This is a genomic window from Campylobacter sp. JMF_01 NE2 (assembly GCF_027737365.1).
Taxonomy (GTDB): Bacteria; Campylobacterota; Campylobacteria; order Campylobacterales; family Campylobacteraceae; genus Campylobacter_B.
Genome location: NZ_JAOVTR010000001.1, coordinates 226,375 through 252,825, shown reverse-complemented (window position 1 = coordinate 252,825; position 26,451 = coordinate 226,375). Strand labels below are relative to the sequence as shown.

Annotated in this window: 32 protein-coding genes and 1 tRNA gene; 30 read left to right on the top strand and 3 right to left on the bottom strand. The window is 39.9% G+C overall.

All coding sequences use genetic code 11. From position 1 onward, the window contains the following. Positions 1–102: 102 nt before the first annotated feature. Entirely contained in the window at positions 103–1,779 is a 1,677-nt protein-coding gene (locus OFO01_RS01380) for an L-lactate permease (protein WP_270858391.1), read from the bottom strand. Positions 1,780–2,047: 268 nt separating this feature from the next. Between OFO01_RS01380 and rplM the strand changes: the two genes are divergently transcribed. The 6 genes from rplM (at position 2,048) to OFO01_RS01350 (ending at position 6,317) form a co-directional block, all read left to right on the top strand. Continuing rightward, positions 2,048–2,473: a 50S ribosomal protein L13 gene (gene rplM / locus OFO01_RS01375; RefSeq protein WP_270858390.1), complete on the top strand. Its 426-nt coding sequence runs from the start codon at positions 2,048–2,050 to the stop codon at positions 2,471–2,473. Positions 2,474–2,475: 2 nt separating this feature from the next. Beyond that, a complete protein-coding gene (gene rpsI / locus OFO01_RS01370; RefSeq protein WP_270858389.1) occupies positions 2,476–2,865 on the top strand; it encodes a 30S ribosomal protein S9 in 390 nt (129 codons plus the stop codon). 118 nt (positions 2,866–2,983) lie between these two features. Next, positions 2,984–3,985, top strand: a complete 1,002-nt coding sequence (locus OFO01_RS01365) for an OmpA family protein (RefSeq protein ID WP_270858388.1) — start codon at positions 2,984–2,986, stop codon at positions 3,983–3,985. A 53-nt stretch (positions 3,986–4,038) separates the two neighbouring features. Then, positions 4,039–4,689: an HAD family hydrolase gene (locus OFO01_RS01360; RefSeq protein ID WP_270858387.1), complete on the top strand. Its 651-nt coding sequence runs from the start codon at positions 4,039–4,041 to the stop codon at positions 4,687–4,689. A 7-nt stretch (positions 4,690–4,696) separates the two neighbouring features. Beyond that, positions 4,697–4,770 (top strand) — tRNA-Gln (locus tag OFO01_RS01355). Between the two features lie 95 nt (positions 4,771–4,865). Continuing rightward, positions 4,866–6,317 (top strand): leucine-rich repeat domain-containing protein, encoded by a 1,452-nt coding sequence (locus OFO01_RS01350; RefSeq protein WP_270858386.1) that lies wholly within the window; start codon positions 4,866–4,868, stop codon positions 6,315–6,317. Positions 6,318–6,821: 504 nt separating this feature from the next. Here the strand turns inward: OFO01_RS01350 and OFO01_RS01345 are convergent. Both OFO01_RS01345 and OFO01_RS01340 read right to left on the bottom strand, forming a co-directional pair. Then, the gene (locus OFO01_RS01345) at positions 6,822–7,283 is read right to left on the bottom strand and encodes a DUF411 domain-containing protein (protein WP_270858385.1); all 462 of its coding nucleotides are present in this window, start codon (positions 7,281–7,283) and stop codon (positions 6,822–6,824) included. A gap of 91 nt (positions 7,284–7,374) precedes the next feature. After that, positions 7,375–7,809 (bottom strand): hypothetical protein, encoded by a 435-nt coding sequence (locus OFO01_RS01340; protein ID WP_270858384.1) that lies wholly within the window; start codon positions 7,807–7,809, stop codon positions 7,375–7,377. A gap of 206 nt (positions 7,810–8,015) precedes the next feature. Between OFO01_RS01340 and rplU the strand changes: the two genes are divergently transcribed. From rplU to OFO01_RS01220, 24 genes are all read left to right on the top strand, one after another. After that, positions 8,016–8,324, top strand: coding sequence for a 50S ribosomal protein L21 (gene rplU / locus OFO01_RS01335; protein ID WP_270858383.1), 309 nt, complete (start codon positions 8,016–8,018; stop codon positions 8,322–8,324). A 10-nt stretch (positions 8,325–8,334) separates the two neighbouring features. Beyond that, complete coding sequence (gene rpmA / locus OFO01_RS01330; protein WP_270858382.1) at positions 8,335–8,592, top strand: 50S ribosomal protein L27; 258 nt, start codon at positions 8,335–8,337, stop codon at positions 8,590–8,592. 101 nt (positions 8,593–8,693) lie between these two features. Next, on the top strand, positions 8,694–9,740 hold the full coding sequence (gene obgE, locus OFO01_RS01325; RefSeq protein ID WP_270858381.1) for a GTPase ObgE: 1,047 nt from the start codon (positions 8,694–8,696) through the stop codon (positions 9,738–9,740). Beyond that, on the top strand, positions 9,737–10,657 hold the full coding sequence (gene fmt / locus OFO01_RS01320) for a methionyl-tRNA formyltransferase (RefSeq protein WP_270858380.1): 921 nt from the start codon (positions 9,737–9,739) through the stop codon (positions 10,655–10,657). The genes obgE and fmt overlap by 4 nt, the downstream gene beginning before the upstream one ends. Continuing rightward, entirely contained in the window at positions 10,648–11,283 is a 636-nt protein-coding gene (locus OFO01_RS01315; RefSeq protein WP_270858379.1) for a biotin--[acetyl-CoA-carboxylase] ligase, read from the top strand. Before fmt ends, OFO01_RS01315 begins: the two co-directional genes overlap by 10 nt. Next, positions 11,280–12,062 (top strand): ParA family protein, encoded by a 783-nt coding sequence (locus OFO01_RS01310; RefSeq protein WP_270858378.1) that lies wholly within the window; start codon positions 11,280–11,282, stop codon positions 12,060–12,062. The genes OFO01_RS01315 and OFO01_RS01310 overlap by 4 nt, the downstream gene beginning before the upstream one ends. Further along, positions 12,059–12,925, top strand: a complete 867-nt coding sequence (locus OFO01_RS01305; RefSeq protein ID WP_270858377.1) for a ParB/RepB/Spo0J family partition protein — start codon at positions 12,059–12,061, stop codon at positions 12,923–12,925. The genes OFO01_RS01310 and OFO01_RS01305 overlap by 4 nt, the downstream gene beginning before the upstream one ends. Before the next feature lie 71 nt (positions 12,926–12,996). Further along, complete coding sequence (locus tag OFO01_RS01300) at positions 12,997–13,419, top strand: F0F1 ATP synthase subunit B family protein (RefSeq protein ID WP_270858376.1); 423 nt, start codon at positions 12,997–12,999, stop codon at positions 13,417–13,419. 9 nt (positions 13,420–13,428) lie between these two features. Beyond that, entirely contained in the window at positions 13,429–13,941 is a 513-nt protein-coding gene (locus tag OFO01_RS01295; RefSeq protein WP_270858375.1) for a F0F1 ATP synthase subunit B, read from the top strand. Then, positions 13,941–14,471 (top strand): F0F1 ATP synthase subunit delta, encoded by a 531-nt coding sequence (locus tag OFO01_RS01290; protein WP_270858374.1) that lies wholly within the window; start codon positions 13,941–13,943, stop codon positions 14,469–14,471. Before OFO01_RS01295 ends, OFO01_RS01290 begins: the two co-directional genes overlap by 1 nt. A 13-nt stretch (positions 14,472–14,484) precedes the next feature. Beyond that, the gene (gene atpA / locus OFO01_RS01285; protein ID WP_270858373.1) at positions 14,485–15,999 is read left to right on the top strand and encodes a F0F1 ATP synthase subunit alpha; all 1,515 of its coding nucleotides are present in this window, start codon (positions 14,485–14,487) and stop codon (positions 15,997–15,999) included. Between the two features lie 12 nt (positions 16,000–16,011). Further along, the gene (gene atpG, locus OFO01_RS01280) at positions 16,012–16,923 is read left to right on the top strand and encodes an ATP synthase F1 subunit gamma (RefSeq protein WP_270858372.1); all 912 of its coding nucleotides are present in this window, start codon (positions 16,012–16,014) and stop codon (positions 16,921–16,923) included. A gap of 18 nt (positions 16,924–16,941) precedes the next feature. Then, positions 16,942–18,339 carry a F0F1 ATP synthase subunit beta gene (atpD, locus tag OFO01_RS01275; RefSeq protein WP_270858371.1) on the top strand — a complete coding sequence of 466 codons (1,398 nt, stop codon included), beginning with the start codon at positions 16,942–16,944 and terminating at the stop codon, positions 18,337–18,339. A 9-nt stretch (positions 18,340–18,348) separates the two neighbouring features. Beyond that, positions 18,349–18,753 carry an ATP synthase F1 subunit epsilon gene (atpC, locus tag OFO01_RS01270; RefSeq protein ID WP_270858370.1) on the top strand — a complete coding sequence of 135 codons (405 nt, stop codon included), beginning with the start codon at positions 18,349–18,351 and terminating at the stop codon, positions 18,751–18,753. 2 nt (positions 18,754–18,755) lie between these two features. Next, entirely contained in the window at positions 18,756–19,322 is a 567-nt protein-coding gene (locus OFO01_RS01265; RefSeq protein ID WP_270858369.1) for a MotA/TolQ/ExbB proton channel family protein, read from the top strand. Between the two features lie 6 nt (positions 19,323–19,328). Then, positions 19,329–19,727, top strand: coding sequence for an ExbD/TolR family protein (locus tag OFO01_RS01260; RefSeq protein ID WP_270858368.1), 399 nt, complete (start codon positions 19,329–19,331; stop codon positions 19,725–19,727). Then, positions 19,720–20,652 carry a TonB C-terminal domain-containing protein gene (locus OFO01_RS01255; protein WP_270858367.1) on the top strand — a complete coding sequence of 311 codons (933 nt, stop codon included), beginning with the start codon at positions 19,720–19,722 and terminating at the stop codon, positions 20,650–20,652. Before OFO01_RS01260 ends, OFO01_RS01255 begins: the two co-directional genes overlap by 8 nt. 53 nt (positions 20,653–20,705) lie before the next feature. Beyond that, entirely contained in the window at positions 20,706–21,953 is a 1,248-nt protein-coding gene (tolB, locus tag OFO01_RS01250) for a Tol-Pal system protein TolB (RefSeq protein WP_270858366.1), read from the top strand. A 51-nt stretch (positions 21,954–22,004) separates the two neighbouring features. Continuing rightward, positions 22,005–22,475 (top strand): OmpA family protein, encoded by a 471-nt coding sequence (locus tag OFO01_RS01245; protein WP_270858365.1) that lies wholly within the window; start codon positions 22,005–22,007, stop codon positions 22,473–22,475. A gap of 1 nt (position 22,476) precedes the next feature. Further along, complete coding sequence (locus tag OFO01_RS01240) at positions 22,477–23,307, top strand: hypothetical protein (protein ID WP_270858364.1); 831 nt, start codon at positions 22,477–22,479, stop codon at positions 23,305–23,307. Positions 23,308–23,345: 38 nt separating this feature from the next. Next, positions 23,346–23,978, top strand: coding sequence for an FKBP-type peptidyl-prolyl cis-trans isomerase (locus OFO01_RS01235; RefSeq protein WP_270858363.1), 633 nt, complete (start codon positions 23,346–23,348; stop codon positions 23,976–23,978). A gap of 3 nt (positions 23,979–23,981) precedes the next feature. Then, complete coding sequence (fabD, locus tag OFO01_RS01230) at positions 23,982–24,911, top strand: ACP S-malonyltransferase (RefSeq protein WP_270858362.1); 930 nt, start codon at positions 23,982–23,984, stop codon at positions 24,909–24,911. After that, positions 24,908–25,591, top strand: a complete 684-nt coding sequence (locus tag OFO01_RS01225) for a 5'-methylthioadenosine/adenosylhomocysteine nucleosidase (RefSeq protein WP_270858361.1) — start codon at positions 24,908–24,910, stop codon at positions 25,589–25,591. Before fabD ends, OFO01_RS01225 begins: the two co-directional genes overlap by 4 nt. Next, entirely contained in the window at positions 25,588–26,337 is a 750-nt protein-coding gene (locus tag OFO01_RS01220; protein WP_270858360.1) for an ATP-binding protein, read from the top strand. The genes OFO01_RS01225 and OFO01_RS01220 overlap by 4 nt, the downstream gene beginning before the upstream one ends. The last annotated feature ends 114 nt before the right edge of the window (positions 26,338–26,451 follow it).

Below are 26,451 nucleotides of genomic sequence, written 5' to 3'. Positions count from 1 at the left end.
TTTAAAAAAAGAAAAATTTGAAAATTCTAAAATTTAAGTGCAAAAATAAGATAAAAAAATAGTGAAATTCTATCCGCAAAGATAGAATTTCACTCATAAAATTTATAGCAATATCACACCGATTATAACGGCTATTATTGCATAAAATACTGCTGGGGCTATATTGTAAGTAAGACATCTAGCCTCGCCTTTGCCTAGCAAGCCCACGGTTGCGCAAACAGCGACGATATTGTTGATACAAACCATGTTACCGATAGCACCACCAACATTTTGAAGTGCAACAATAACTTCGGTTTTTAAGCCAACAAGCGTAGCTGTTTCGTATTGAAGACCTGAGAAGAGCATATTTGATACTGTGTTTGAACCAGAGAAAAATGCTCCAAGAATACCAACTAGTGGCGCAACAGCAACATAAGCTTGACCTGAAATATCAGCAAAGAATTTCGCCATAAGCTTAATCATAGAGTAGTTAGTTCCATCGACTGTTGTGCCGACATTTAACATGATTTGAACCAAAGCCAAACCAGCTGCTAGTGGAATTGCTGCTGCTGCAACTTGTTTGAAAGTTTTGCTCCAAGCCTCTTTTACATCATTGCCACTCATTCTGTGCAAGAATATAGTAAGGATAGCAACCAAAATAAATGGAATAATACCTGGTAAATAGCCGTAGTTGAAGCTATATGCAGTGCCAGGGACACCAAACATCAAGTTATCAGGAGCAGTAAATAGATTTATTTTCCAGCTTTGTAGAATTGGTTTTAATCCGATTGCAGGAATACGAGTAACAACTAGTATAAATGAAATAAGGATGTATGGTAACCAAGCCATAAACAATGACATATCTTTTTTGCTACTCTCTTCTTGTTTAGGTGCATTTTCAGAAGCCTGAGTTGAACCTATCCAAAATTCTTGCCATTGTGCGCGAGGAACGAAATCCCAGTTCTCTTTTGGAGTCATAAATCCAGCTTTTGCAGATGCGATAAGGATACCAAGAGATATAAGACCAGCAAGAAGTGATGGTAACTCAATACCCAAGAATTTTGCGCCTATCAAATAAGGAACGATGAAGCTAACTGAGGCAAGCATAGCAAATGGCAATGCAGGAAGAGCATCTTTGAAGCTTCTGTTTTTACCGAATAGTTTTACCATTATCATAACAACGATAAAAGGAATAAAAATAGCGCCTACTGAGTGGATGATAGCAGTATTTGTGCTAACGGTAGTTATATACGGTTCTATATTTCCACCGCTTCCTTCTACAAGACTTTGAACGGTAGTTTTAACACCAAATGTTGGAGTTCCAACCGCACCGTAGCTAACAGGTGAGCTGTTTAGCACAAGACATGCAAGAGCTGCACTAAGAGCAGGAAAGCCAAGACCTACTAGAAGTGGAGCAGCCAAAGCAGCAGGTGTTCCAAAACCAGCCGCACCCTCAATAAATGCACCAAACGCCCAACCAATAATCAATACTTGAACACGGCGGTCAGTTGAAATTTTGGTAAAGCCGTTGTTGATTGATTGCATAGCGCCTGAGTATTTCATAGTGTTTAATATCAAAATAGCACCAAAAATGATGACTAAGATATCAAACGCCTTCATAAAGCCCAAAAGCACATACGCCAAAACGCTGGTGCCATCGGCATTTATACTAAACGCAGACAGAGCTATACCAATCGCTAAAAACATGGCAACACTAAGCGAGAGCTTAGAACTAAGTTTAAACCCTATCATCATAACCAAAATGACGACAATAGGTAAAAAGGCTAGCAAGGTATGCATCGTTAGATCTCCTTTGCAAGATAAATTTAGATTATCTTTTGATAATTCTTAAATCGAAAGTCTATACAAAAATAAATAAATAATAAATAAAAAAGAATACTTTAATTATTTTTTAAAAAAATTTTAAAGAAAATATATTTAAGGTATTAAATTTCGCAAAATTTTGCCCCAAAAAACTTAAATTCTTTAAATTTTACTTAAATTCAGTTTTTTATAAGGTTATTTATGTAAAATCCCATTTTTCAAAATTTTTAAGAAGGCGGAAATCATGACAGAAATTACAAAGCCTAGCGAAGTCAAACGCGACTGGGTTGTTATTGATGCAACTGACAAAAGATTCGGTAGAATGCTAACCGAAGTCGCAGTTTTATTGCGCGGCAAACACAAACCATGCTACACACCAAATGTTGATTGTGGCGATTATGTCATTATCGTAAATGCTTCAAAAGCAGTTTTTACAGGTGCAAACAAAGGCGAGGATAAGCTATATCATAGCTATTCAGGGTATTTTGGAAGTCTAAAAAGCGTTAAATTTGAGGATATGTTGAAAAACAATCCTGCTAAATTATACAAACTTGCAGTTCGCGGTATGCTTCCTAAAACAAAACTAGGTAAAGCAATGATTAAAAAGCTTTTCGTTTATGAGGGTAGCGAGCACCCACATACAGCGCAAACAACAAGTAAAGGAAAATAATTATGGCAACAATTTACGCAACAGGCAAAAGAAAAACAGCCGTAGCTAAGGTATGGTTAAAACCAGGTAGCGGTAAAATGGTTGTAAATGGTATGGACCTAAATACTTGGCTTGGCGGTCACGAGGCTATTAAATTAAAGGTTATTCAACCGCTTTTAGTTACAAAACAAGAGACATCTATGGATATCACTGCTCAAACACTAGGCGGTGGCTATTCAGCACAAGCTGAGGCATTGCGCCACGGTATTTCACGCGCACTAGCAGCTATGGATAAAGATTTCAGAGCAGCTCTAAAACCAAAAGGTCTTTTAACTCGCGATTCTCGCTCAGTAGAAAGAAAGAAATTTGGTCGCAGAAAAGCGCGCAGAAGCCCACAATTCTCAAAAAGATAATAGGGTTTTGGCTGTTATTTTTCAAGGTTTTTTTAAACTTAATTGGAAAATTTTAAAAAATTTTAAAAAAAGATTTACTATAATTAAAAGTTTTAAATTCATTTCGAAAGGATGTTTAATGAAAAAAGTTTTACTTGCACTAAGCTTGTGTGCATCAAGTGCATTACTCGCAACAGATGCGGATTATCACTGGGAGATCACTCCTACAATCGGTGGTATGACTCACGAAGGTAACATGGATTTGGATTCAAATTTCATGGCAGGTCTTCGCCTAGCTAAAAACCTTCAAGATTCATTTATCGATCAAATCGAGTTAGGTTTTGACTATTCTCGCGATATCGGTTTAGAGGATCTTGCTCACAGAAATGGTGGCAAAGAGCCAAACGCTAAATACTACCACATCAATTTGGTAAAAGATTTAGTAAATTTCACTGACAACTTCAAACTATATGGCTTAACTGGTGTTGGTTATATGGATTATAGCAAAGATGTATATAATGACGGCGACCAAGACAGCGGTTTCTGGCAATATGGTCTAGGTATGAAATACTACATCACAAGAAACTTCGCTACAAAACTTGAAGCAAGAGACGCTATCAGATTCGAAGACGGCAACCATGTTCTATTCTACACACTTGGCTTCGCTGTTGATTTCGGTAAAAGATTTGCAGACGCTGCAACTGGCTGCGTAGATTCAGACAATGACGGCGTATGCGATGATATGGACAGATGCCCAGGCACAGCTGCTGGTGTAGTTGTAGATGAATACGGCTGCGAAAAAGTAATCAGACTAAACCTAGGCGTAAATTTCGCTACTGATAGCTCAAAAATTTCAGACGAATATATGAGCGAAATCAAAAATGTAAGCGACTACCTAAATGAGCACTCAGATTACAGCGTAATCCTAGAAGGCCACACAGATAGCACTGGTTCAGACGCTTACAACCAAAAACTATCTGAGAGAAGAGCAGCTGCTGTTGCTGGCGCATTGCAAAACTTCGGCGTTGATGCTGCTAGAATTTCTAGCGTAGGCTATGGCGAGTCTCAACCAATCGCTACAAACGCTACAAAAGAAGGCCGCGCTCAAAACAGACGCGTTGATGCTAAATTTAGAAAATAATCTTTCTAAAAATTTTAAGCGGGGCTTAGGCTCCGCTTTTTTTATTTACAAAAATGCAGAAATTTAACACTACAATTTTATTTGATTTAGACGGGACTTTGATAGATTCGACCTCTGCGATTTTGGAGGGTTTTGCTTATGCTTTTTCTAAAATGGGCGAGGCTTGCCCAGATGATGAAGCGATCAAAAAACTAATCGGCTATCCACTCGATGAAATTTTCGCTGGACTTGGTGTAGTGGGCGATACGAGCGAATATGTAAGGCTCTATAAAGAAAAATATGTCAAAATTTATCTAGATCAAACCACGCTTTTGCAGAGTGCTTACGAAGCTGTGGAATTTGGTGCTAAATTTGCAAATTTAGGCGTGGTTACCACGAAAACATCGAAATTCTCTAAACTCTTGTTAGATAAACTTGGCGTTGGCGAGTTTTTCAGCGTGATAATCGGCAGAGAAGATGTAGAGCATGTCAAACCGCACGCCGAACCTATCATAAACGCGATGAAGGGATTAGGTTTGCCTGTGGATAAGAGCGTTTTTATGGTGGGCGATACGAAGCTCGACGCACTAGCAGCGAGCAACGCCGGAGCGCGTAGCGTGGGTGTAATGTGTGGGTATGGCGATGAGGCGCAGCTTAGAAAGCACTGCGAGTTTGTCTGCGAAAACGCTTATGCGGCAGTTAGTTTAATCAAACAAAATTTATAATTCCCCTTGGGCTATCGTCTAATGGCAGGACAACGAACTCTGGATTCGTGAATATAGGTTCGACCCCTATTAGCCCATCCAAAATTTTAAATTTTTTCAAAATTCACAAAAAACTAAAAATTCACTTTTTTTGTTATAATTCTGCCTTATTAAATTTTTTAAATTTGGAGATTTATGTGAAAAAGATAATTTTAATACTATTGATATTTTTGACACCATTTATAATAAGACAAATTTTTCTAAATGCCGGCCAAGGCGATAAAGAGTTGATAAATTCGCCAGAACTTGATAGCAAAACAAACGAGCAAATGCAAAATTTATTTAAACTTGCATATTATCGCACTGCTTACAATGTCGCTAAAATGAATAAATTTAGACAAAAACTCGACAATAAGGAAATAACTGTTGCCGAATTTGAAGAAGCTATAAAAGATTTAAAGATAAAAACTACAAAAGATTATTATGACAATCTTGGCATTTTTAGAGAAATCAAACTTTCAAAACACGCCAATTTTATGGTTAGCTCTGCCGTTAGACAAGATGATATAAAAGAGCTCCCTAGCGAAATTTGTATGCTTGAAAATTTGGAAGAAATCGATGTAGAAGGCACAGGTATCACCGACCTGCCACCTTGCGTGATAAATTTAACCAAGCTTGAAAGGCTAAATTTCGGTAAAACTTACATAAAAGAAATCCCTGAAACCATAAGCAAAATTCCAAATCTAAAACGCCTATCTTTGCGAACTTCTAAGCTAGAAAGATTAGGAGAACACATATCAAATTTAAAAAATTTAGAAAAGTTAGACATTTCGCAAACAGCGATTTCTGAAATACCACCGCAAATCGAAAATCTTGTAAATTTAAAAGAGCTTCGCTGCTACAACTGCGACAATCTAAATTCACTGCCAAAAGAACTTGCAAATTTGAAAAATTTAGAAGTTTTGTATTTAATGAATTTAACCATAAAGGAATTTCCAGATGAACTTCTAAATTCAAAAAGCCTAAAATCACTCGTTATAAGCTTTGAAAATTTCCCACAAAATTTTGCAAATTTGCAAGGTTTAGAAATATTAGACATCGGAAAAATCAATATGGAGAATTTGAGCGAAATTTTAAAATTAAAAAATTTGAGAATTCTAGATATAGCAGGAAATATTACCGCTATACCCGATGAAATCGGCAATCTAGACAAACTTGAAGAATTTTATTATAGACATGGGGATTTGGAAACAATCTCACCAAAAATCGCAAATCTAAAAAATCTAAAAGAGCTTTGGATTAAGGGCAACAAAAAACTATCGCAGTTGCCAGAAAATTTGGGCGATTTAGAAAGCTTAGAAACCTTGCTTATATATGATACGAATATAACCAAACTGCCACAAAGCATGGCAAATTTGAAAAAATTAGACAAACTTGGGATTTCAAATACCAAAATTGCCGAACTTCCAAATGGATTTGGGAATTTAGAAAATTTAAGAGAGTTAATTATGGATAACACTGAAATCACCGAATTCCCAAGCGGTTTTGAAAATTTGCAAAATTTAGAACAGCTGTATTTCAAAAACACGCCGATTAAAAACCAAGAAATTTTATCAAAAATGCCGAATTTAAGGATTATTGAGAAATAAATCAATTTCTGCGACTAAATTCATCATATACAAATTTAATCAAAACTTCTTGTAACCTTGAAATTTGGCGAATTTGCGTTCGCCAAATTTTGCTAAATTTTATATTTTCGCAAACACTGCCTCTAATTTGTCTGATTTGTCATTGCGAGTGCGCATTTTTAATAAAAGCGAATTCCTTTGCGCTAAATTTGCTGTCATTGCGAGAAAACGAAGTTTTCGAAGCAATCCAGAAAAATTTAAATTCAAAATTTAACCTAAATTTAGCATTGAACGATTTTGTAAATTTTAGGCGAAATTTTGCTTTTCTTGTAAGGGGGAGGGCGCGCTTTTTGCGAGACGCTACCCTCCCCCTTACCAACCCCCACCCCTGTAAAACGCTAGAAGTGGCTAAATTTAGAAAAACTTCGTTTTTCTAAATTTAGCTGGTTTTATTTTTACGGAAATGCTTCGCATTTCTTTGCAAAGATAGATTGAGTAAATTTTTGCCTTAAATTTCACCAAATTTTATTTGATTTTTTCCTTGCCTTTGTATGTGGCGACGACCTTTGTGGTGCCGTCTTTTTTGATTGCGATGACATCGTAAATCTCAGGCTCGGCGCCAACTTCCATGCCCGGGCTTTCTAGTGGCATGGCAGGAACTGCGATTCCTACAATATCGCTTGGTTTTTGATTTAGGATTATGCGGATTTCGCCTGCTGGGACATGGCCTTCGACGACATAGCCATCAATCAGCGCAGTGTGGCAGCTAGCAAGCTCCAATGGGACTTTTTCATCGTATTTTTTTTGGATAAAAGCCTCATCGTCTAGGTAGATGTGTTTGGTCTCAAATCCATTTTCGCGCAGATAAGCCGACCATTTGTGGCAGCACTCGCAGGTTAAGCCCTGATAAATTTCGATGAAATTACCAGCGTGCAAATTCGCGCAAAATGCGCCAAAAAGCGCTGTGGAGAGTAAAATTTTATTCATTATAAATCCTTTGATTACAAAAATTGTGGCGATTATATGACAAAAGATTAAATTTTAAAAATTCCTTGCCAAATTTGGCAAGGAAGGTGGATTATAAGCATTTTGAGATTGCTGATGAGATCGCAGATTTAGGGACATAACCCTCAGAATCGCTAGTCAAAGAGACATCGCAACCTGGCTTGTAGTTTTTCCAAGTGTAGATATTGCCGTTGTTTGCGGTAGTGCGGATAGAATCTGGCTGTTTATTCCACGCTGAAATTACTTGGTTGATATGAAAAGCATCGCTTTTATTGACTACGGCATCGGTTGTGCTTGCATCTGGTAGGTTCTCTTCGACCATTTCTACGGTGTCGTTTGAGACCTCTTGGACTTTGTCTGTCACACCACTTATGCTTGGCTCATTTGCTGGGGCAGTGGTTTGAGAAGCGCTTTGAGTGCGTGCGCCGGTTGGTTGGTTGGCTATATTCCAGTTAGAACAGCCTGTGAAAATAGCGGATAAAAGGATTATCGCAGCTAATTTTTTCATCTAAATTCTCCTAAAATAAATTCAGGCTGATAGTATCACATTTATGTTTAGTTTAAAATTAAAACTGCAAATATCTTAAATTTTATTATGTGTTTCAGTAGGAATTTATGAAATTTAAGATAAAATCCCAAGTTTATTACCAAATCGGGCTATTAAATTTTGCAATGCAAATGCCCTTTTGGCTACCAAATTTTTAAGGAGCTTTGATGTATGCAATCATCAAACACGGCGGCAAGCAATATAGAGTAGAAGAGGGAAACTACCTAAATCTAGATCATTTTGCAGCAGAGCCAAAAAGTAAAGTCGAACTTAGCGAAGTTTTAGCGCTAAATGACGGCGAGTTAAAGGTAGGTGCGCCATTTGTTAAGGGTGCAAAGGTGGTTTTAGAGGTCGTTACAGAGGGTAAAGACAAAAAAGTCGTAATCTACAAAAAACGCAGAAGAAAAGACTCAAAATTAAAACGCGGTTTCAGACGCCAATACACTCGCGTCAAAGTTGTCGCAATCAATGCATAAAGGATAGCTAATGGCACACAAAAAAGGTCAAGGTTCAACCCAAAATAACCGTGATAGTATCGGACGCCGCTTAGGTGTGAAAAAATTCGGTGGCGAGTTTGTTAGAGCTGGCAATATCATCATCCGCCAAAGAGGCACTGCAACTCACCCAGGTAGCAATGTAGGTCTTGGCAACGATCACACAATCTTCGCTCTAATCGACGGCGTAGTAAAATTCGAGCGCAAAGACAAAAATCGCAAACAAGTATCAGTTTATCCTGTTGCGTAATTTTAGGGGCATTTCGCCCCTTTTCTTCTTAAAATTTCCACTTTAAAAAGTATTTTTAACCGATTTGGCTATAATTGCCGTTTTTAAATTTAAGGATTGTTATGTTTATAGATAGTGCAAAATTTAGTGTAACTTCCGGCAAGGGCGGAGCAGGGTGCGTAAGTTTCAGACGCGAAAAATTTGTCATTTTAGGCGGACCTGACGGCGGAGACGGCGGAGCAGGTGGCGATGTATTTTTTAAAGTAGATAAAAACTCCCATACTCTTTCATTTTACAAAGGCAAACGCGCTTTTAAAGCCCAAAATGGCGCGCCCGGCGAGGGTCGCAAAAAAACTGGCAAAAGTGGCGAGGATCTATATCTCATAGTGCCGCCTGGAACGGCGGTGTATGACGATGATAGTGGCGAGCTTTTGCTTGATTTGACGATTGACGGGCAAACGGAGCTGTTTTTAAAGGGCGGCAAAGGGGGTCTTGGAAATGTGCATTTTAAAAACTCCGTAAATCAGCGCCCAGAATACGCCCAACCAGGGCTTCCTGGCGAGGCTAAAAATGTGCGATTAGAGCTAAAACTCATCGCGGATGTCGGACTTGTAGGCTTCCCAAATGTCGGCAAATCCACGCTAATCTCTGTCGTTTCAAACGCCAAACCCGAAATCGCAAACTACGAATTCACCACAATCACGCCAAAGCTTGGCATGGTTAGCGTAGATGAGTTTAGCAATTTCGTGATCGCTGATATCCCTGGTATCATCGAGGGGGCGAGCGACGGCAAGGGGCTTGGGCTAAAATTTTTGCGCCATATCGAGCGCACTAAAATTTTGCTTTTTATGCTTGATCTTGCAAATTATCGAAGCCTAGGCGAGCAATACCGCGCACTTCGCGCCGAGCTTGAAAAATTCTCGCCAGATCTCGCAAAGCGCGCCTTTGCGATTGCGCTTACGAAATTTGACGCATGCGAAAATTTTGAGGAAAAATGCGATAAATTTTTGCGCGAATTTGGATACGAAAAAAGACAAGATTACGAAATGTTTGGCAAGCTCGATGAGAGCAAACCAGCCTTTGTTATGGGGATTTCTAGCGTTGTGGGCGCAGGTATAAACGAGCTAAAATTTGAGCTATTTAAACTTGTGAAAAAAGAGGAAAAATGAAAATAGTTTTTATGGGCACGCCAGAGTATGCGACGACGATTTTAAGGGCATTGGCGGCTAAATTTGAGATTGTGGGGATATTTTGTCAGCCAGATCGCCCTGTGGGTAGAAAACAAATTTTAACCCCGCCAAGCGTGAAAATCTGGGCGCAGGAAAATTTGAAAAGCGTGCCGATTTTTCAGCCAAATAGATTGCGCGAGGGTGATAATGAGCGCATTATCAGGGAGCTTGCGCCTGAATTTATCGTCGTGGCAGCTTATGGTCAAATTTTGCCAAAAGGGATTTTAGAAATTGCACCGTGCATAAATTTGCACGCTTCTATTTTGCCAAAATTCCGTGGTGCTAGCCCTATCCAAAGCGCGATTTTAGCGGGAGAGGCGCAAACTGGCGTAACGGCAATGCTCATGGACGAGGGGTTAGATACTGGCGATATGCTGGGTTTTGCCCGCACTTCGTGCGAGGGCAAAATGGCTAGCGAGCTTTTTGACGAGCTTGGAGAGTTAGCGGCGGGGCTGATTGTCAAAGTTTTGCAAAATTTCACCCAAATTTCGCCGATTAAACAAAATTCCGCCCTTGCTTCGCATTGCAAAAAAATCCTTAAATCCGACGGCCTTGTGGATTTTAGCGAGAGTGCAAGCGAGATTTATAATAAATTTCGCGCTCTAACTCCGTGGCCTGGAATTTACACCGCCTCGGGGCTTAAAATTTTAAATTTAGAATTACTAAGCGATTTAAAAGATAAAAATTTTGACAACGCTGGCCAAATTTTAAGTATCCAAAAGGACGGATTTTGCCTTTCTTGCAAAAGGGGAGCGATTAAAATCACGGCCTTGCAAGAACCAAGCAAAAAGCCCATAAGTGCGAGTGATTTTATAAATGGCAAACGACTGGGCGTAGGCGAGTTTTTATGCAGATAGAATTTGCTGGGATTTTGCCCTCGACGCAAAGTGAATTAATCGAAAGATTGAAAAACGGAAGCGTTCGCGCGCCCTTTTGTCTAGTGGCGCAGGCGCAAAGTAGCGGTCTGGGCTCGCGCGGAAATGGCTGGGAGAGTGCAAGCGGAAATTTGGCGTTTTCGTTTTGCGTGGAGATTAGCGATTTGCCAGGGGGCGTGCCACTGCAATCGAGCAGTATTTATTTTGCGATGATAATGAGAGAATTTCTTGCTTCGTGCGGTTCTGAAATTTGGCTTAAATGGCCAAACGATTTTTACATAAATGATCGCAAAATCGGCGGAATTTTGACTAACAAAATCAAAAATATCCTAGTTTGTGGCATAGGTATAAATCTAGTTAGCGCGCCCGAATTTGCGGGTATATTAGACATAAAAATCACTCCAAAAGACGCTGTGGAGGGGTTTTTAAATTTATACAAAAATAAAATCTCGTGGAAGCAAATTTTTAGTAAATTTTCGTTACAATTCCGCCTGTCTCAAAATTTTTGCGCTCATATCGAGGGCAAAAAAGTCCCACTCTCGCAAGCGAGGCTCTGCGACGACGGGGCGATAATAATAAATAAAAAGAGGATTTATAGTTTAAGATGAGCGAGATAATAACGATTGCAAACCAAAAAGGCGGTGTAGGCAAGACAACCACAGCGATAAATTTAAGCGCGTCGCTTGCGATGAAAAAAAAGCGAGTGCTTTTAATCGATGTCGATCCGCAGGCAAACGCCACGACTGGGCTTGGGTTTAACAGAAGCGATTTTGAGTTTAATATCTACCATGTCCTAACTGGTCGCAAAAAACTCTCCGAAGTCATACAAAAAACACAAATGGAGTATATGGATCTAGCCCCTTCAAATATCGGCCTAGTTGGTATAGAGCGCGAAAGTGCTGACGAGGCTGATTTCAAACTCATCCTAAAAAACAAAATCGAAGAGATAAAAGATATATATGATTATATCATTATTGATTCGCCGCCTACGCTTGGCAGTATCACGGTAAATGCCCTGGCAGCTAGTAATAGCGTGATAATCCCGATTCAGTGCGAATTTTACGCATTAGAGGGTGTCGCACTCGTGCTAAATACCATAAAAATCGTCAAACAAACCATAAATAAAAATTTGCAAATCAGGGGCTTTTTGCCGACAATGTATTCTGCGCAAAACAACCTTGCCAAGGAAACTGTGGCGAATTTGCAAGAGTATTTTGGCGAAAAGCTATTTTACATCGGCAAGGACAAAAACCTTGTCGTAATCCCACGCAATGTAAAACTCGCCGAAAGCCCAAGTTTTGGCAAACCGGTAATTTTATATGATAAAAAATCGGCCGGTTCGCTAGCGTATCAGGATTTAGCAAAAGCAGTAATGGAGAAAAGATGAGCAAGGTCAAAAAAAGTGTGCTAGGACGGGGTTTAGGCAGTATTTTAGAAGATGTCGAAAAGGCATACACAAAAGAGCTAGAAGATGGACAATCTGAAAATTTAGTCATCGAAATCGATGTAGATAAAATTTCGCCAAATCCATATCAACCAAGGCTAAATTTCAACGAAGAAGCACTTCGCGAACTAAGCGAGAGTATCCTTAGACATGGCCTTATCCAGCCAATCGTAGTCATCGAAAAAAATGGCGCCTATGTCCTAATCGCCGGCGAGAGAAGACTAAGAGCAACCAAGCTAGCAGGTCTAGCTAAAATCAAAGCCGTCGTAGCGGACCTTGGCTCGCAAAACATGCGCGAACTAGCCCTAATCGAAAATATCCAAAGGGAGAATTTAAACCCAATCGAGCTAGCCAAATCATACCGCGAACTAATCGAAGAGTATAAAATCACGCAAGAAGAGTTAGCCGATATCATCAAAAAATCCCGCACGCAAATCACAAACACCATGCGTTTGTTAAATTTATCAGCCCCGCTCCAAGATGCTTTGCGCACAGAAAAAATCAGCCAAGGCCATGCTAAGGTCATCGTAGGTCTTAGCGAAGATGAGCAAATTTTGGTTTTAAATACAATCACTGGACAAAAACTCAGCGTCAGAGAGACCGAGGATTTGATTAAAAAGCTAAAAAGCAAAGAAAATGTCAAAACTGCAAACAACCATAAAGAATTCCAAACCTTTAAGCCAGAACTTATGAAGCTGAAAGAAAAATTAAACAAATTTGGAAAAATCAGCGTGAAAGATAAGAAAATTCTCATAGAATTTAGCGAAATTTCACAAATTTCAGACTTTATGAAACAAATAGGTTAAAATTATATTAAATTTTAATCTTAATTATTGTAGTATCCCAAGTTTATATAAAATTTAGCCAAGGAGGTGTAATGCTAGAAATTAGTGTATCTGCAATGCTGACGACAATCATTGTGTTTTTAGCTTTAATAGCATTTTTAAATACCAAGCTTTACAAACCGCTTCTTGCGCACATGGAAGCGCGCGAAAAAGCGATTAGAGAAGATGAGGAAAATGCTAGAAAAAACGCACAAGATGTCGATTCTAACAAAGCAGAGATAGCAAAGGTTCTTGACGCTGCGAGGGTCGAGGCAAGTAAAATTAAGCAAGAAGCGGTAGATAGCGCAAAAGAGGTTGCTAGCAAAGAAATTGCTGAGCAAAAAGCTAAATTAGAGGCCGATTTTGCGAAATTTAGCGAAAGCTTAAACGAGCAAAAAGCAAGCTTAAAAAGTGATTTGAGTGCGAAAATCCCTGATTTCAAAGACGAAATCAAATCCGCACTTTCAAAAATTTAAGGAGTCGGCGTGAAAAAATATCTAATTTTCCTTATTTTGCCACTTATCTCGCTAGCTAGCGGACATGACGGCCCCAAAGACTACGATATAGTATGGAGAACGATAAATTTCGTATTGTTTTTCGGCATTTTATATTACCTTCTAAAAGGCCCTGCAAAAGACGCTTTCAAAGCCAGAATCGATAGTATTGCTAAACGCCTTGAAACAAATCAAAGAATTTTAAAAGAATCAAATGAGAAAAAAGAACAAGCAAAAAAAGATTTAGAAGAGGCAAAAGCCCAAGGCGCATCTTTGATCGAAACTGCTAAAAAAGAGGCTGTGTTTGCGGCTGATAAAGTAAAAGCAATGAGCGAGCAAGAGATTAAAAATTTAAACAAATCTTTCGCTGAGCAAAAAGATTTCGAAACACGCCGTATCGAAAAAGAGGTCGTAAATGAAATCTTAGATGAGGTTTTTGCAAAAGATACTATGGAATTCAAACAAGACAAGCTTCTTGATATCATTGAGAAAAAGGCTGTGTGATGATAGATAATACGGCGAAAAAATATGTAAGCGCGCTGATTAAAACTTATAAAAAAGACGAATTAGGCGCTGTTTTAGGCACATTGGAGACTATCTCATCTGCGTTTAAGGTTTCAAAATTTGGCGATATTATAAAATCTCCAACAATCAAAGACGCCGATAAAGTGAATTTAATACTTTCTTTTATCAAAGATCCAAGCGATAAAATCGTAAATTTCATCAAATTTCTTGCCAAAAACAGAAGAATTGGTTTGATTCCTCAAATCACAGATGATTTGCGTAAAAATATCTCTGCTATGGATAACAAATTCCACGGCAAAATTTACTCAAATCAAGATATTAGCGAGGATAAAATCAAAGATTTGCAAGGCAAAATTTCAAAGAAATTTAACGCCGAAATTTTACTCGAACTAGTCAAATGCGACTACGAGGGTATCAAAATCGAGGTCGAGGATTTGGGATTTGAGATTAGTTTTTCAATCGATAGATTGAAACAAAAAATGAGTGAATATATTTTAAAAGCAATTTAATAAGGAGTAAAGTGTGGGTGCGAAAATTAAAGCAGACGAAATTAGTAGCATAATTAAAGAGCGAATTGAAAGCTTTGATCTTAGCGTTGATGTCGAAGAGACAGGTAAGGTTGTATCTGTTGCTGACGGTGTCGCTAATGTTTATGGCCTAAAAAATGTTATGGCTAATGAAATGGTTGAGTTCGAAAACGGCTCTCGCGGTATTGCGCTGAATTTGGAAGAAAGCAGTGTCGGTGTCGTTATTTTGGGCGATACAAGCGGTATCAATGAAGGAAGTAGCGCAAAAAGACTTGGCAAACTTTTGCGTGTTCCAGTAGGCGACGCGCTAATCGGACGCGTTGTAAATGCCCTTGGCGAGCCGATTGACGGCAAAGGTCCAATCGATACAAATACAACAAGATTCGTTGAAGAAAAAGCAAAAGGTATTATGGCTAGAAAATCAGTTCATGAGCCACTTCAAACAGGTCTTAAAGCGATCGACGCCCTTGTTCCAATCGGTAGAGGTCAAAGAGAGCTAATCATCGGCGATAGACAAACAGGTAAAACAACCGTTGCAGTTGATACTATCATTAACCAAAAAGGTCAAGATGTCGTTTGTATCTATGTCGCTATCGGTCAAAAACAATCAACCGTAGCACAAGTCGTTAAAAAACTAGAAGAATACGGCGCTATGGAATACACTATCGTAGTTTCAGCTGGTGCTAGCGAGGCCGCTGCGCTTCAATACCTAGCCCCATATTCAGGCTGCACAATGGGCGAGTATTTCAGAGATAACTCACGCCATGCTTTGATTATTTATGATGATTTAAGCAAACACGCTGTTGCATACCGCGAAATGTCATTGATTTTAAGAAGACCACCAGGTCGTGAGGCTTATCCGGGCGATGTTTTTTATCTACACTCTCGCTTACTTGAAAGAGCTAGTAAGCTAAGTGACGCGCTAGGTGCTGGTAGCTTAACAGCGCTTCCTATTATCGAAACACAAGCGGGCGATGTTTCAGCATATATCCCTACAAATGTTATTTCGATTACTGATGGTCAAATTTTCCTTGAATCGGGTCTATTTAACTCAGGTATCCGTCCTGCGATCAATGTCGGTCTCTCAGTTAGCCGTGTCGGTGGTTCAGCGCAAATCAAAGCGATTAAAAAAGTTTCAGGCACACTTCGCCTTGACCTTGCCCAATACCGCGAACTTCAAGCGTTCGCACAATTTGCAAGCGATTTGGACGAAAGCAGTAGAAAACAACTAGACCGCGGTCAAAGAATGGTTGAAATCCTAAAACAACCACCTTATAGCCCGCTTCCAGTTGAAAATCAAATCGTCATTATTTTTGCAGGTAGCAAGGGATATTTAGACGATGTCGCACCAAGCGCAATCGGCAAATTTGAAGCTGAGCTTTATCCATTTATCGAGGCTAAATACCCTGAAATTTTCGAGCAAATCAGAACCAAAAAGACTTTGGAAAAAGATTTAGAAGAGAATTTGGCAAAAGCATTAAATGACTTTAAAGCGACATTTTCGGCATAATAAGGCTAAAAAATGGCAAATTTAAAAGATATTAAGTTAAAGATAAAAAGCGTAAAAAATACAGAAAAAACAACAAAAGCTATGAAGCTTGTTTCTAATGTAAAGCTTAAAAATACCAAAGAAGCTGCTATGCGCTCTCGTGCTTATGCTGTGAAGATTAACGATGTTCTTGGCGAAATTTCAGCACGAATCAAAGACTATGTAGCTGCTAGCGTAGGTGATGATGATAAGCTAAAAATTTTTAACACAAGCAGAGAAGTCAAAGTTGTTGATTTGCTTTTTATCACAGCAGATAAGGGACTTTGCGGTGGTTTTAATATCAATACCATTAAACAAGTAAAAGCCCTAATCGAAGAGTATAAAGCGAAAAATGTAAAAGTTCGCCTAAGAGCTGTGGGTAAAAAAGGCATTGAGTATTTTAACTTCCAAGGTGTCGAGCTTTTAGAAAGATATGTTGGCGTGAGCTCATCGCCAAATCCTGAGAAGGCTAACGATATCGTAAATGCTGCGGTTGCTGATTTTAGAGAGGGCAAAACTGATAAAATCGTTCTTATCCACAATGGATATTTGAATATGATTTCGCAAGAAATGAGAGTTTCTACCCTCGTGCCTATCGGACAGCCAGAGATAGATGAGAGTGCTTTTAAAACTGGTTCTGTAATGGAAGTAGAAGTTCAGTATCCAGAAGATGAAGAAATTTTGATGATGAATTTGGTGCAAAGCTATTTGAGTTATAGTATGTATTATGCTCTGATAGATTCACTTGCAGCAGAACATTGTTCTAGAATGAATGCTATGGAAAACGCGACAAACAACGCAAAAGAGCGTGTCGCTCAGCTAAATTTGGCATATAATAAAGCTAGACAAAGTTCTATTACTACTGAGCTGATAGAGATTATCAGCGGTGTAGAATCAATGAAATAATAAATGAAAGGAGAATTAATGAAGGGAATAATTTCTCAGGTAATGGGTCCTGTCGTTGATGTCGATTTCAATGACTACTTACCTAAAATTAACGAAGCTATCGAAGTCAAATACGATGTCGAAGGCGAATCAAAAAGATTAATTTTAGAAGTTGCAGCTCACTTAGGTGATAACCGCGTAAGAACAATCGCTATGGATATGAGTGATGGTTTGCGCCGTGGTTTGGAGGCCGTGGCACTTGGTGCGCCTATTAGCGTTCCAGTTGGCGAAAAAGTTTTAGGTAGAATTTTTAATGTTACAGGCGATTTGATTGATGAGGGCGAAGAAGAAAATTTTGAAACTCGCTGGTCAATCCACAGAGATCCGCCAAGCTTTGAAAACCAAAGCACAAAAAGCGAAATTTTCGAAACCGGTATCAAAGTCGTAGATTTGCTAGCTCCTTATGCAAAAGGTGGAAAAGTTGGTCTATTTGGCGGTGCCGGTGTTGGTAAAACCGTTATTATTATGGAGCTAATCCACAATGTTGCTTTCAAACACAGCGGTTACTCTGTATTTGCGGGCGTTGGCGAGCGAACAAGAGAGGGAAACGACCTTTATAACGAAATGAAGGAATCCGGAGTTTTGGATAAAGTTGCCTTAACCTATGGTCAAATGAACGAACCACCGGGAGCAAGAAACCGTATCGCTTTGACTGGTCTTACAATGGCTGAGTATTTCCGTGATGAGCTAGGACTAGATGTTTTGATGTTTATTGATAACATTTTTAGATTTTCTCAATCAGGTTCAGAGATGTCGGCGCTTCTAGGACGAATTCCAAGTGCCGTTGGTTACCAACCGACTTTGGCAAGCGAAATGGGAAAACTTCAAGAGCGTATTACATCGACTAAAAAAGGCTCAATTACATCAGTTCAAGCTGTTTATGTTCCTGCTGATGACTTAACTGACCCTGCTCCTGCAACGGTTTTTGCTCACCTTGATGCGACAACTGTTCTAAACAGAGCGATTGCAGAAAAGGGAATTTACCCTGCGGTTGATCCACTTGATTCAACTTCAAGAATGCTTGATCCTCAAATCATCGGCGAAGAGCATTACAAGGTAGCTCGTGGCGTTCAAGCTGTGCTTCAAAAATACAAAGATTTGCAAGATATTATCGCAATTTTGGGTATGGACGAGCTTAGCGAAGAAGATAAACTTGTGGTCGATAGAGCTAGAAAGGTCGAGCGTTATCTTTCACAACCTTTCTTTGTCGCCGAAGTTTTCACAGGAAGCCCTGGTAAATATATCAGCCTTGAAGAGACTATCGCTGGATTTAAGGGAATTTTAGAGGGTAAATATGATGATTTACCTGAAAATGCTTTCTATATGGTAGGAAATATTGACGAGGTAGTGGCAAAAGCCGAAAAAATGAAGGCATAGGAATCTGCTATGAATAAATTTTTACTATTAGAAATCGTTACGCCAGAGGGTTTGGTATTCTCTGGCGAAGTTGCGTCTGTCCAACTTCCAGGTCAAACTGGCGAACTTGGCGTTTTGCCTGGACACTCTACCTTGCTGACTGGTCTGAAAAACGGCAACGAGGGTGGTATCGTTGAGATTGTAGATAAAGAGGGCAAAAAGCAATTAGTCATAGTAAATGGTGGATTTTTAAAAGTCGATGAGGAAAAAACCACTATTTTGGCAACTCAGGCTGTGGCGATAGGTGGCGATAGCGAAAATGCTGTCGCAAAATCGTTGCAAAAAGCCAAAGAATTGCTAAATTCTATCAGCACAGATACTATGGCTACCTCTGCTATCATGGCCAGAGTTGATGAATTTGCAAGGCAAAAATAAGTATGTTGGATCTTATTTTAAGTTATTTTACAAGAAGCACATTTATTACGATATTTGTGCTTTCTTGGCTTTCGATATATTTTATAGTTACATTTACCATTTTAATTTCGCGCTACGCAGGGCTTAGTGCATGGCAAGTCAAAGAAACAAAGGCGCTAGAATCGCTTTTAATGGGTGGCAAGATTGCACTTTCTGGATCGATTTTTCAAAAAATTACTCCCGAGCGAACGACCAAAGAGGCCCTAAATGTCTATAAAAGCAAGGCTGAGCGCGACGCTACTAGCGGGCTAACTTGGCTTTCTATCATCGCTTCGACATCGCCTTTTATAGGGCTTTTTGGAACGGTTGTTAGTATTTTGGATACATTTTCAAAGTTAGGGGGCGGAAATTCAGGAATAGATACCATCGCACCAGCTATTAGCGAGGCTTTGGTTGCGACAGGTTGTGGAATTTTCGTCGCTATTCCTGCATATACTTTTGCTTTACTTATTAAGCGTAAAGCTTATGAGGTTACAAGCATTATAAACCGCACATCTGATATCTTGCTTCATAAAGCAGGCGTAAAGTAGAGTTGTATGTATAATTTCGATGAAAATCCTGAATTAAATATAACTCCGCTTGTCGATATTATGCTGGTTTTGCTCGCTATTTTAATGGTGGCGCAAACCGCGATTATTTATGATGAGAGAATCGAACTTCCAAGCGGTTCGAAATCGGCTTCATCGCAAAATACAGCCGAATTTATGCTCGTGCGCGTAGATGCAGATAGTAAAATTTATATTGATACCAGCACTATGAGTTTGGCTGAATTTCCGGATAATTTGCAACTCATCAAAAGCAGTGGCAAATACGCTGTGGATAAGCCGGTTTATATCCAAGCCGATAAAAAAATCATTTATGATAATGTAATGTTTGTTTTAAAGACGCTAAAACAAGCTGGTTTTAATAAGGTTGTGCTTCAAACAAATGGCTAGATATTCAAATTTCACCGGGGTTAGATATGATAATTTCAGATCATTTCTAATCGCTTTGGCTCTATATTTTAGCTTGCTTGCTATTTTTCTTTATCAAATTTCAGAATACAAAAACAAAGCGAAAAAATACACCGATGATTTGGGCGCGATTATGGATATCGCAATCCCGATAGATTTTGACGATTCTCCGATACCAACAGCCCCAAATATCGCCGAAGAGGACAAAGAGGGCGACCAACACGAGCAAGAAGAAAAACCAGTCGAAGAAGAAACTCTAAAAACTACGACTGAGGTTACTACCCCACCTCCACCACCTGTGCCAAAACCAGAGCCAGCAAAGGAAGAGGTAAAAAAAGAGGAGCCAAAACCAGAGCCTGAGCCAGAACCAATCCCGGAGAAAAAGCCAGAAGAGCCAAAGCCAAAAGAGGAGGCTAAAAAAGAGCCTGAGCCAAATTTGAACGATCTGTTTTCTGATACTACGAAAGATAACAAAAAGCTAAGCGAGAGTGTTTCTAAAAACGACGCTGTGCAAAGTAGCAAAAAATCAGACAAGCAAACCCAAACCAAGGCGAAAAATCAGGCGACTTCGCGCAACGCGCTAGTAAAATCAAATGTCGTTACTGGCAAAACCCAGCTTACTGGCGAATACGACGCATACCGCGGCAAGATAAACAAAATCCTCCAACGCCTTTGGAGTAAATACGCAACCACCGTCAATGACGATTCCACCGTCGTTGTAACCTTTGGCGGGGACGGCAGGATTAGCGATTATCAGATCAAAAGACTTGGAGCAAATACCGAATTTAACCAAAAACTAAGAGATTTCCTAGGAAATTTGGAAATGCAAAATTTCCCAAAATCGCCTGACGGGAAGCCTTTTATTTATGAGATAAATTTAAACGATGTAGTTAGAAATAAATTTTAATTTACAAATTTTTACTACAATTGCATTTTTTTAAAATTTTGCAAGGAGAGATAATGAAAAATTTAATGTTGATTTTTGCATTTTGTATGGCTGTTTTTGCGGCAGATGCGACGACTACGATTACAAACGAGGGCGTAAGCCTGCCAAGAATTGTCGTTCAAAATGCATCAAATCTTTCAAACGCTGAGTTTAACAACAAATTTTTTAAACTCATGGTAGGGGATTTAAAGGTTGGCGCTACTTTCGATGTTAGCGACGAGTATTTGGTGAGCGATTATAACGGGGACTCTAATTCAAATTTAGGCGAGCTAGGGGCTGCGCTTATCGTAAGATACGCAGTTAGCGACAAAACATCGCCTATGAATTTAAAGGCCAAAGTCATCGAGGCTGGGACTGGCAGAGTAATGTATGAGAAAAGCTTTTCTCTCTCAAACGCCGAGAAATACCCATTTTTGGCTCACATGGCAGTTTCTGAAATCGTAAAAGAGCTAGGATATTCTGATGTGGATTGGATGAAAGAGATGATTTTGCTCTCTCGATATACTTCGACAAAAGAGAGTGAGATTATGGTGGCTGATTATACGCTGACATACCAAAAGGTAGTTTTGCGTGGTGGATTAAACATCTTCCCTAAATGGGCGAGTGCGGCACAAAATGAATTTTACTATACTTACTATGTGAATCAAAATACCCCTGCGATTTATAAATACAACCTTTCAAACGGCTCAAAAAGTAAAATTTTCACAGGCAAAGGTATGACAATCGTAGGCGATGTAAGCTCTGATGGTCGCAAACTTCTAATCACAAACGCACCAAAAGACCAGCCAGATATTTATCTATACGATATAGGCTCAGGTTCGGCTAGACAGATTACAGATTATCCAGGAATCGATGTAAATGGAAATTTCATCGACGGCGATTCAAGGGTAGCTTTCGTAAGCGATAGACTTGGGTATCCAAATATTTTTGCCACTAGCATAAATGGTGGAAATGTAACACAAATGGTATATCACGGCAAAAATAACAACTCAATTAGCACAAATGGAAACTACATAGTTTATTCTAGTCGCGACGGATCTGGTAGCTTTAATATCTATATGATCTCAACTCAAACAGATATGATTCGCCAGCTAACATCTGGTGGCAAAAATATGTTCCCTAGATTTTCTAGCGACGGCGGCAGTGTTATGTATATCAAACAAGCAGGCGGTGGAAGTTCAGTAGGAATTATCCGTGTAAATGAGAATAAAAGCTTTCAATTTCCATTAAAAATCGGTCAAATTCAATCGGTTGATTGGTAATTTTAAATATTTTTATGCTATAATCTTGTAATTTTTTTTGAAAGGATAAGTATGAAACATTTAGTTTTAACTTCAGTTGCAGTTGCTGCTCTACTTTTGAGCGGTTGTTCTAAAAAGAATCCAGAGGTAGATTCAAATTTAAGCGATGCTGACAGATTGGCTGCATTAGCTGCTCAAATTCAAAGCGAAGTTGGCAATGTATATTTTGATTTCGATAGATTTAATATCCGCGCTGATCAACAAGGTACAATCAACAACAACGCAGCTTTATTCAACCAAGCTGGCGCAGAGGCTTTAACTGTTAAAGTTGAAGGTAACTGCGATGAGTGGGGCACAGATGAATACAACTACGCTCTTGGTCTAAAAAGAGCAAAAGCTGCAAAAGATGCATTGGTTGCACAAGGCGTAAATGGCGACAGACTATCAGTTGTTAGCTACGGCGAGAGCAATACAGTATGCAAAAATGGCACAAAAGAGTGCGACGCTCAAAACAGACGCGACGAATTCAAAGTAGGTTTCTAATTTGAGTTTCAAATCAAATTTAGCTGTGGCGCTTCTTGGCGTTACAGCTTTTTTACATGCAGAAGTTTCGGCATTTGACGCTGGCAATATCGGTTCAGATAGCTCTTATGGTCTGACAGAAAACGAGCAATTCCTACGCGACAATCGTAAAAAAGTAAATGATATGCAAAACAACCTAAATAGTGTTAATGAAAACATGGAGGGTTTGCGCACTGTCGTAGAAGGAGCTAATGAAAAAGTTTCAAATTTAGAAAGCAGAGTGGCTGATTTAGAGATTCGCACGACTGGTCGCAGTAATGGCAGCAGCGAGCTAGATCAGATGAAAAAAGATATTGCATGGCTAAAATCTCAAATTTCTGAAATTAATGCAAAACTTGGAAATTCAAGTGTAAAAAAAAACGCTGAAATAAGCAAAAATACTGGCGCTCAAAGTGCCAAGGGCGCTAGTGCAACTACCACAAATAAATCAAATTTTAGCGCCAAAGATAATGCTTCAATCGCAAAAGAGGCAGAGGAATTATTTAAGAAAAAAGACTATGCAGGCGCCAAAGAGCGCTACGCTTACCTTGCTAGCAAAAATTATCAACCAGCAAGATCAAATTATATGTTAGGCGAAGTGGCGTATTTTTCGGGCTCTTACGGGGACGCGATTAATTACTACAAAAAGAGCATTTCGCACAATCAAAAACAAGACTACACACCAAGACTTTTATATCACACAGCAATTAGCTTCGATAAAATCGGGGATAGCGCAAGCGGAACGAAATTTTACAACGCTCTAAAATCATCTTACCCTGATTCAAAAGAGGCCAAAGCTGCACCAACACGCTAAAATCAAAATTTGATAAATTTTAATTTAAGGAGAATTTTATGGCGCAAAACAGAGTTATAAAAATGTATTATGAGCTAAAAGACGCAAATTCAGGCGAAATTTTAGAGTCAAATTTCAACGCAAATCCGATTGCCTTCATCACTGGCAAAGAGCAAATTATCCAAAAACTAGAAGATGAAGTTCTAAGTCTAGGCGAGGGCGAGAGCAAAATCGTTAGAATTTCCCCAAGTGACGGCGTTGGCGAATACAACGAAAACGCTATCCAAATTTTGCCAAAAGAGGAATTTGCAGGTATTGATTTGGTCGTAGGCATGGAGCTTTTCGGTCAGGCAGAAGACGGCGCGACAACCCGCGTAATCGTCAAAGCAATCGGCGAAGAAGATGTTACGATTGACTTTAACCACCCATTTGCGGGCAAAGAGTTAGAATTTAATGTCAAAGTCGTCGAAAACCGCGAGCCGAGCGAAGACGAGCTAATGACAGGCGTGCCAGAGGGCGAACATACTTGCGGTTGTGGCGGACACGGACATCATCATGGCGAAGACCATGAGTGCTGCGGCGGACACGGACACCACCACCACGGAGATCACGAGTGTTGTGGCGGGCATGGACACCACCACCATGGCGATCATGAGTGCTGCGGCGGACATGGTCATCACCACGAGGACTAAGATATGAAATACGCATTTATTTTCCCGGGTCAAGGCTCACAAAGTGTGGGTATGGGCAGAGAAATTTACGAGAATTTTGCCAGCGCAAAAGAGCTTTTGGACACTGCTAGCGCGCATACCAAAATCGATTTTGCAAATTTGCTTTTTGAGGCAAATGACAAACTTGATATTTCTGAATTTACTCAGCCAGCAATCGCGCTAAATTCGATGATGTGTGTTTTGGCGCTAAATGAGCAGATTAAAATTTCGCCTGAGTTTTTGCTGGGCCACTCGCTTGGCGAGTTTAGCGCACTTGGCGCTGCTGGCGCGATTGAGGCAAAGGAAATTTTAAGGCTTGTAAATATCCGCGGGAAATTAATGCAAAATGCTTGCGAGGGCAAAAATGCCGGTATGATGGTGGTTTTGGCCCTTAGCGACGAGGTAGTTTGCGCTATTTGCGATGAGGCTAGGGCGCAGGGCAAGCAGGTTTGGGCTGCGAATTTCAACTGCGACGGACAAATCGTCGTGGCTGGCAACCGCGATGATTTGGCGAGTTTGGAAGCCAAATTTAAAGAAGCTGGCGCAAAGCGCGCAATGCTTTTAAATATGAGCGTAGCTAGTCACTGCCCAATGCTTCAAAGCGCAAGCGACGAGCTTGTGAGGCATTTAGAACCTGCGCTAAATGAGAGTTTCGCCCCAGTCGTAGCCAATGCAACAGCTAAAATTTACAGCACAAAAAGTGAAGCCCTAGGGCTTTTAAAGGCGCAACTAATCAGCCCAGTGCTATACAAACACAGCGTGAAAAACTACGAAAATAGCGTTGATTGCTTCGTCGAATTTGGCGCAAGCGTGCTAAAAGGGATAAACAAAAAAATCACCGACAAACCGACTTTTAGCATTTCAAATTTAAGCTCACTAGAAGAATTTGTAAAATTCGCAAAGGAAAACGCTTGAAAATCGCAATTTTAGGCGCAATGCCAGAGGAAATAGAGCCACTTTTGGCGAATTTAGACGCCAAAAAGATTGATTATGCAAACAACGAATTCTACCTTGCGAAATTCGGCGCGCACGAGCTTATCATCGCTTACTCAAAAATCGGCAAGGTAAATTCTACCCTTACTGCCACGCTGATGATAGAAAAATTCGGCGCAGAGAAGCTTATTTTCACGGGCGTTGCAGGCGCGCTTAAAGAGGGTTTAAAAATCGGCGAAATTTTATACGCTACCCGTTTAGTCCAGCATGATTTGGATATCACGGCCTTTGGCCACCCACATGGATTTGTGCCTGGAAGCCCGATTTTTGTGGATACTGACGCGAATCTTAACGAAATCGCACAGCGCGCGGCAAGGGAATTGGGGCTAAATTTAAAATCAGGCATTATCGCAAGTGGCGATCAATTCGTATGCGACGAGGCGCGCAAAGCTTGGATTGGGGCCGAATTCGACGCGAGCGCGGTAGAAATGGAGGGCGCTAGCGTGGCGCAGGTTTGCCATGCGCTAGGCGTTAGCTTTTGCGTGTTAAGAGCCATTAGCGACGAGGCTGGAAACAAAGCCGAGTTTGATTTCGACGAATTCGTCGTAAAAAGCGCGAAAATAAGCGCAAATTTAGCCCTAAAAATGGTCGAACTTCTTTGATAAATATCTCCAAAAAACTTTTGCGCGTGGTCGGCCAAACCAACGCAAAATACAAAATGTTCGAAGAGGGCGATAAAATTTTGCTCGGGTTAAGTGGCGGCAAAGACAGCATGTCTTTGGCACATATTTTGAAGCATTTCCAAAGTGTAAGCCCGCTAAAATGGGAGTTCGAGGCCGTCACGATAAGCTATGGTATAGGCGAGAATTTAGGCGAAATTTCAGCGCATTTTAAGAAACACGAAATCCCATATCGTATCATTGAAACCAAAATTTTCGAATTTGGCAAGGAAAAAATCCGCGCAAACACCACATTTTGCAGTTTTTGCTCGCGCATGCGCAGAGGCTATCTCTACACATACGCACTCGAAAACGGCTTTAACAAAATCGCCATAGCTCACCATTTAGACGACGCTGCGGAGAGTTTTTTTATGAATTTCACCTACAATGGCGCACTTCGCACCCTAGCTCCAAAATACACCGCCCAAAACGGCCTAGTAATAATCCGCCCACTAATCCTAGCCAGAGAGCGCCAGCTAAGCGCGTGTGCGGCGCAAAATGAGCTTCCAGTGATGAACGAAGAAGATAGCTGTCCAGCCAAACAATACGGAGGCAAGGAACCAATCGCCAGAGCCGCGACAAAGGAGCTTTTAGCCCAGTATGAAAAGGCTCACCCGAAATTTTTTATCAGCTTAGAAAGTGCGTTTAACAACATTCACGATGACACATTTTTCACACCGAAATTTTAAAATTTGGTAGTTAAATTTTAGTTTCATATTAATAAAATTTTAATAATAAATAAATTTTTCAACCTAAATTTAGACGAATTTTGATAAATTTACGCGTCAATTATCAGATTTCTT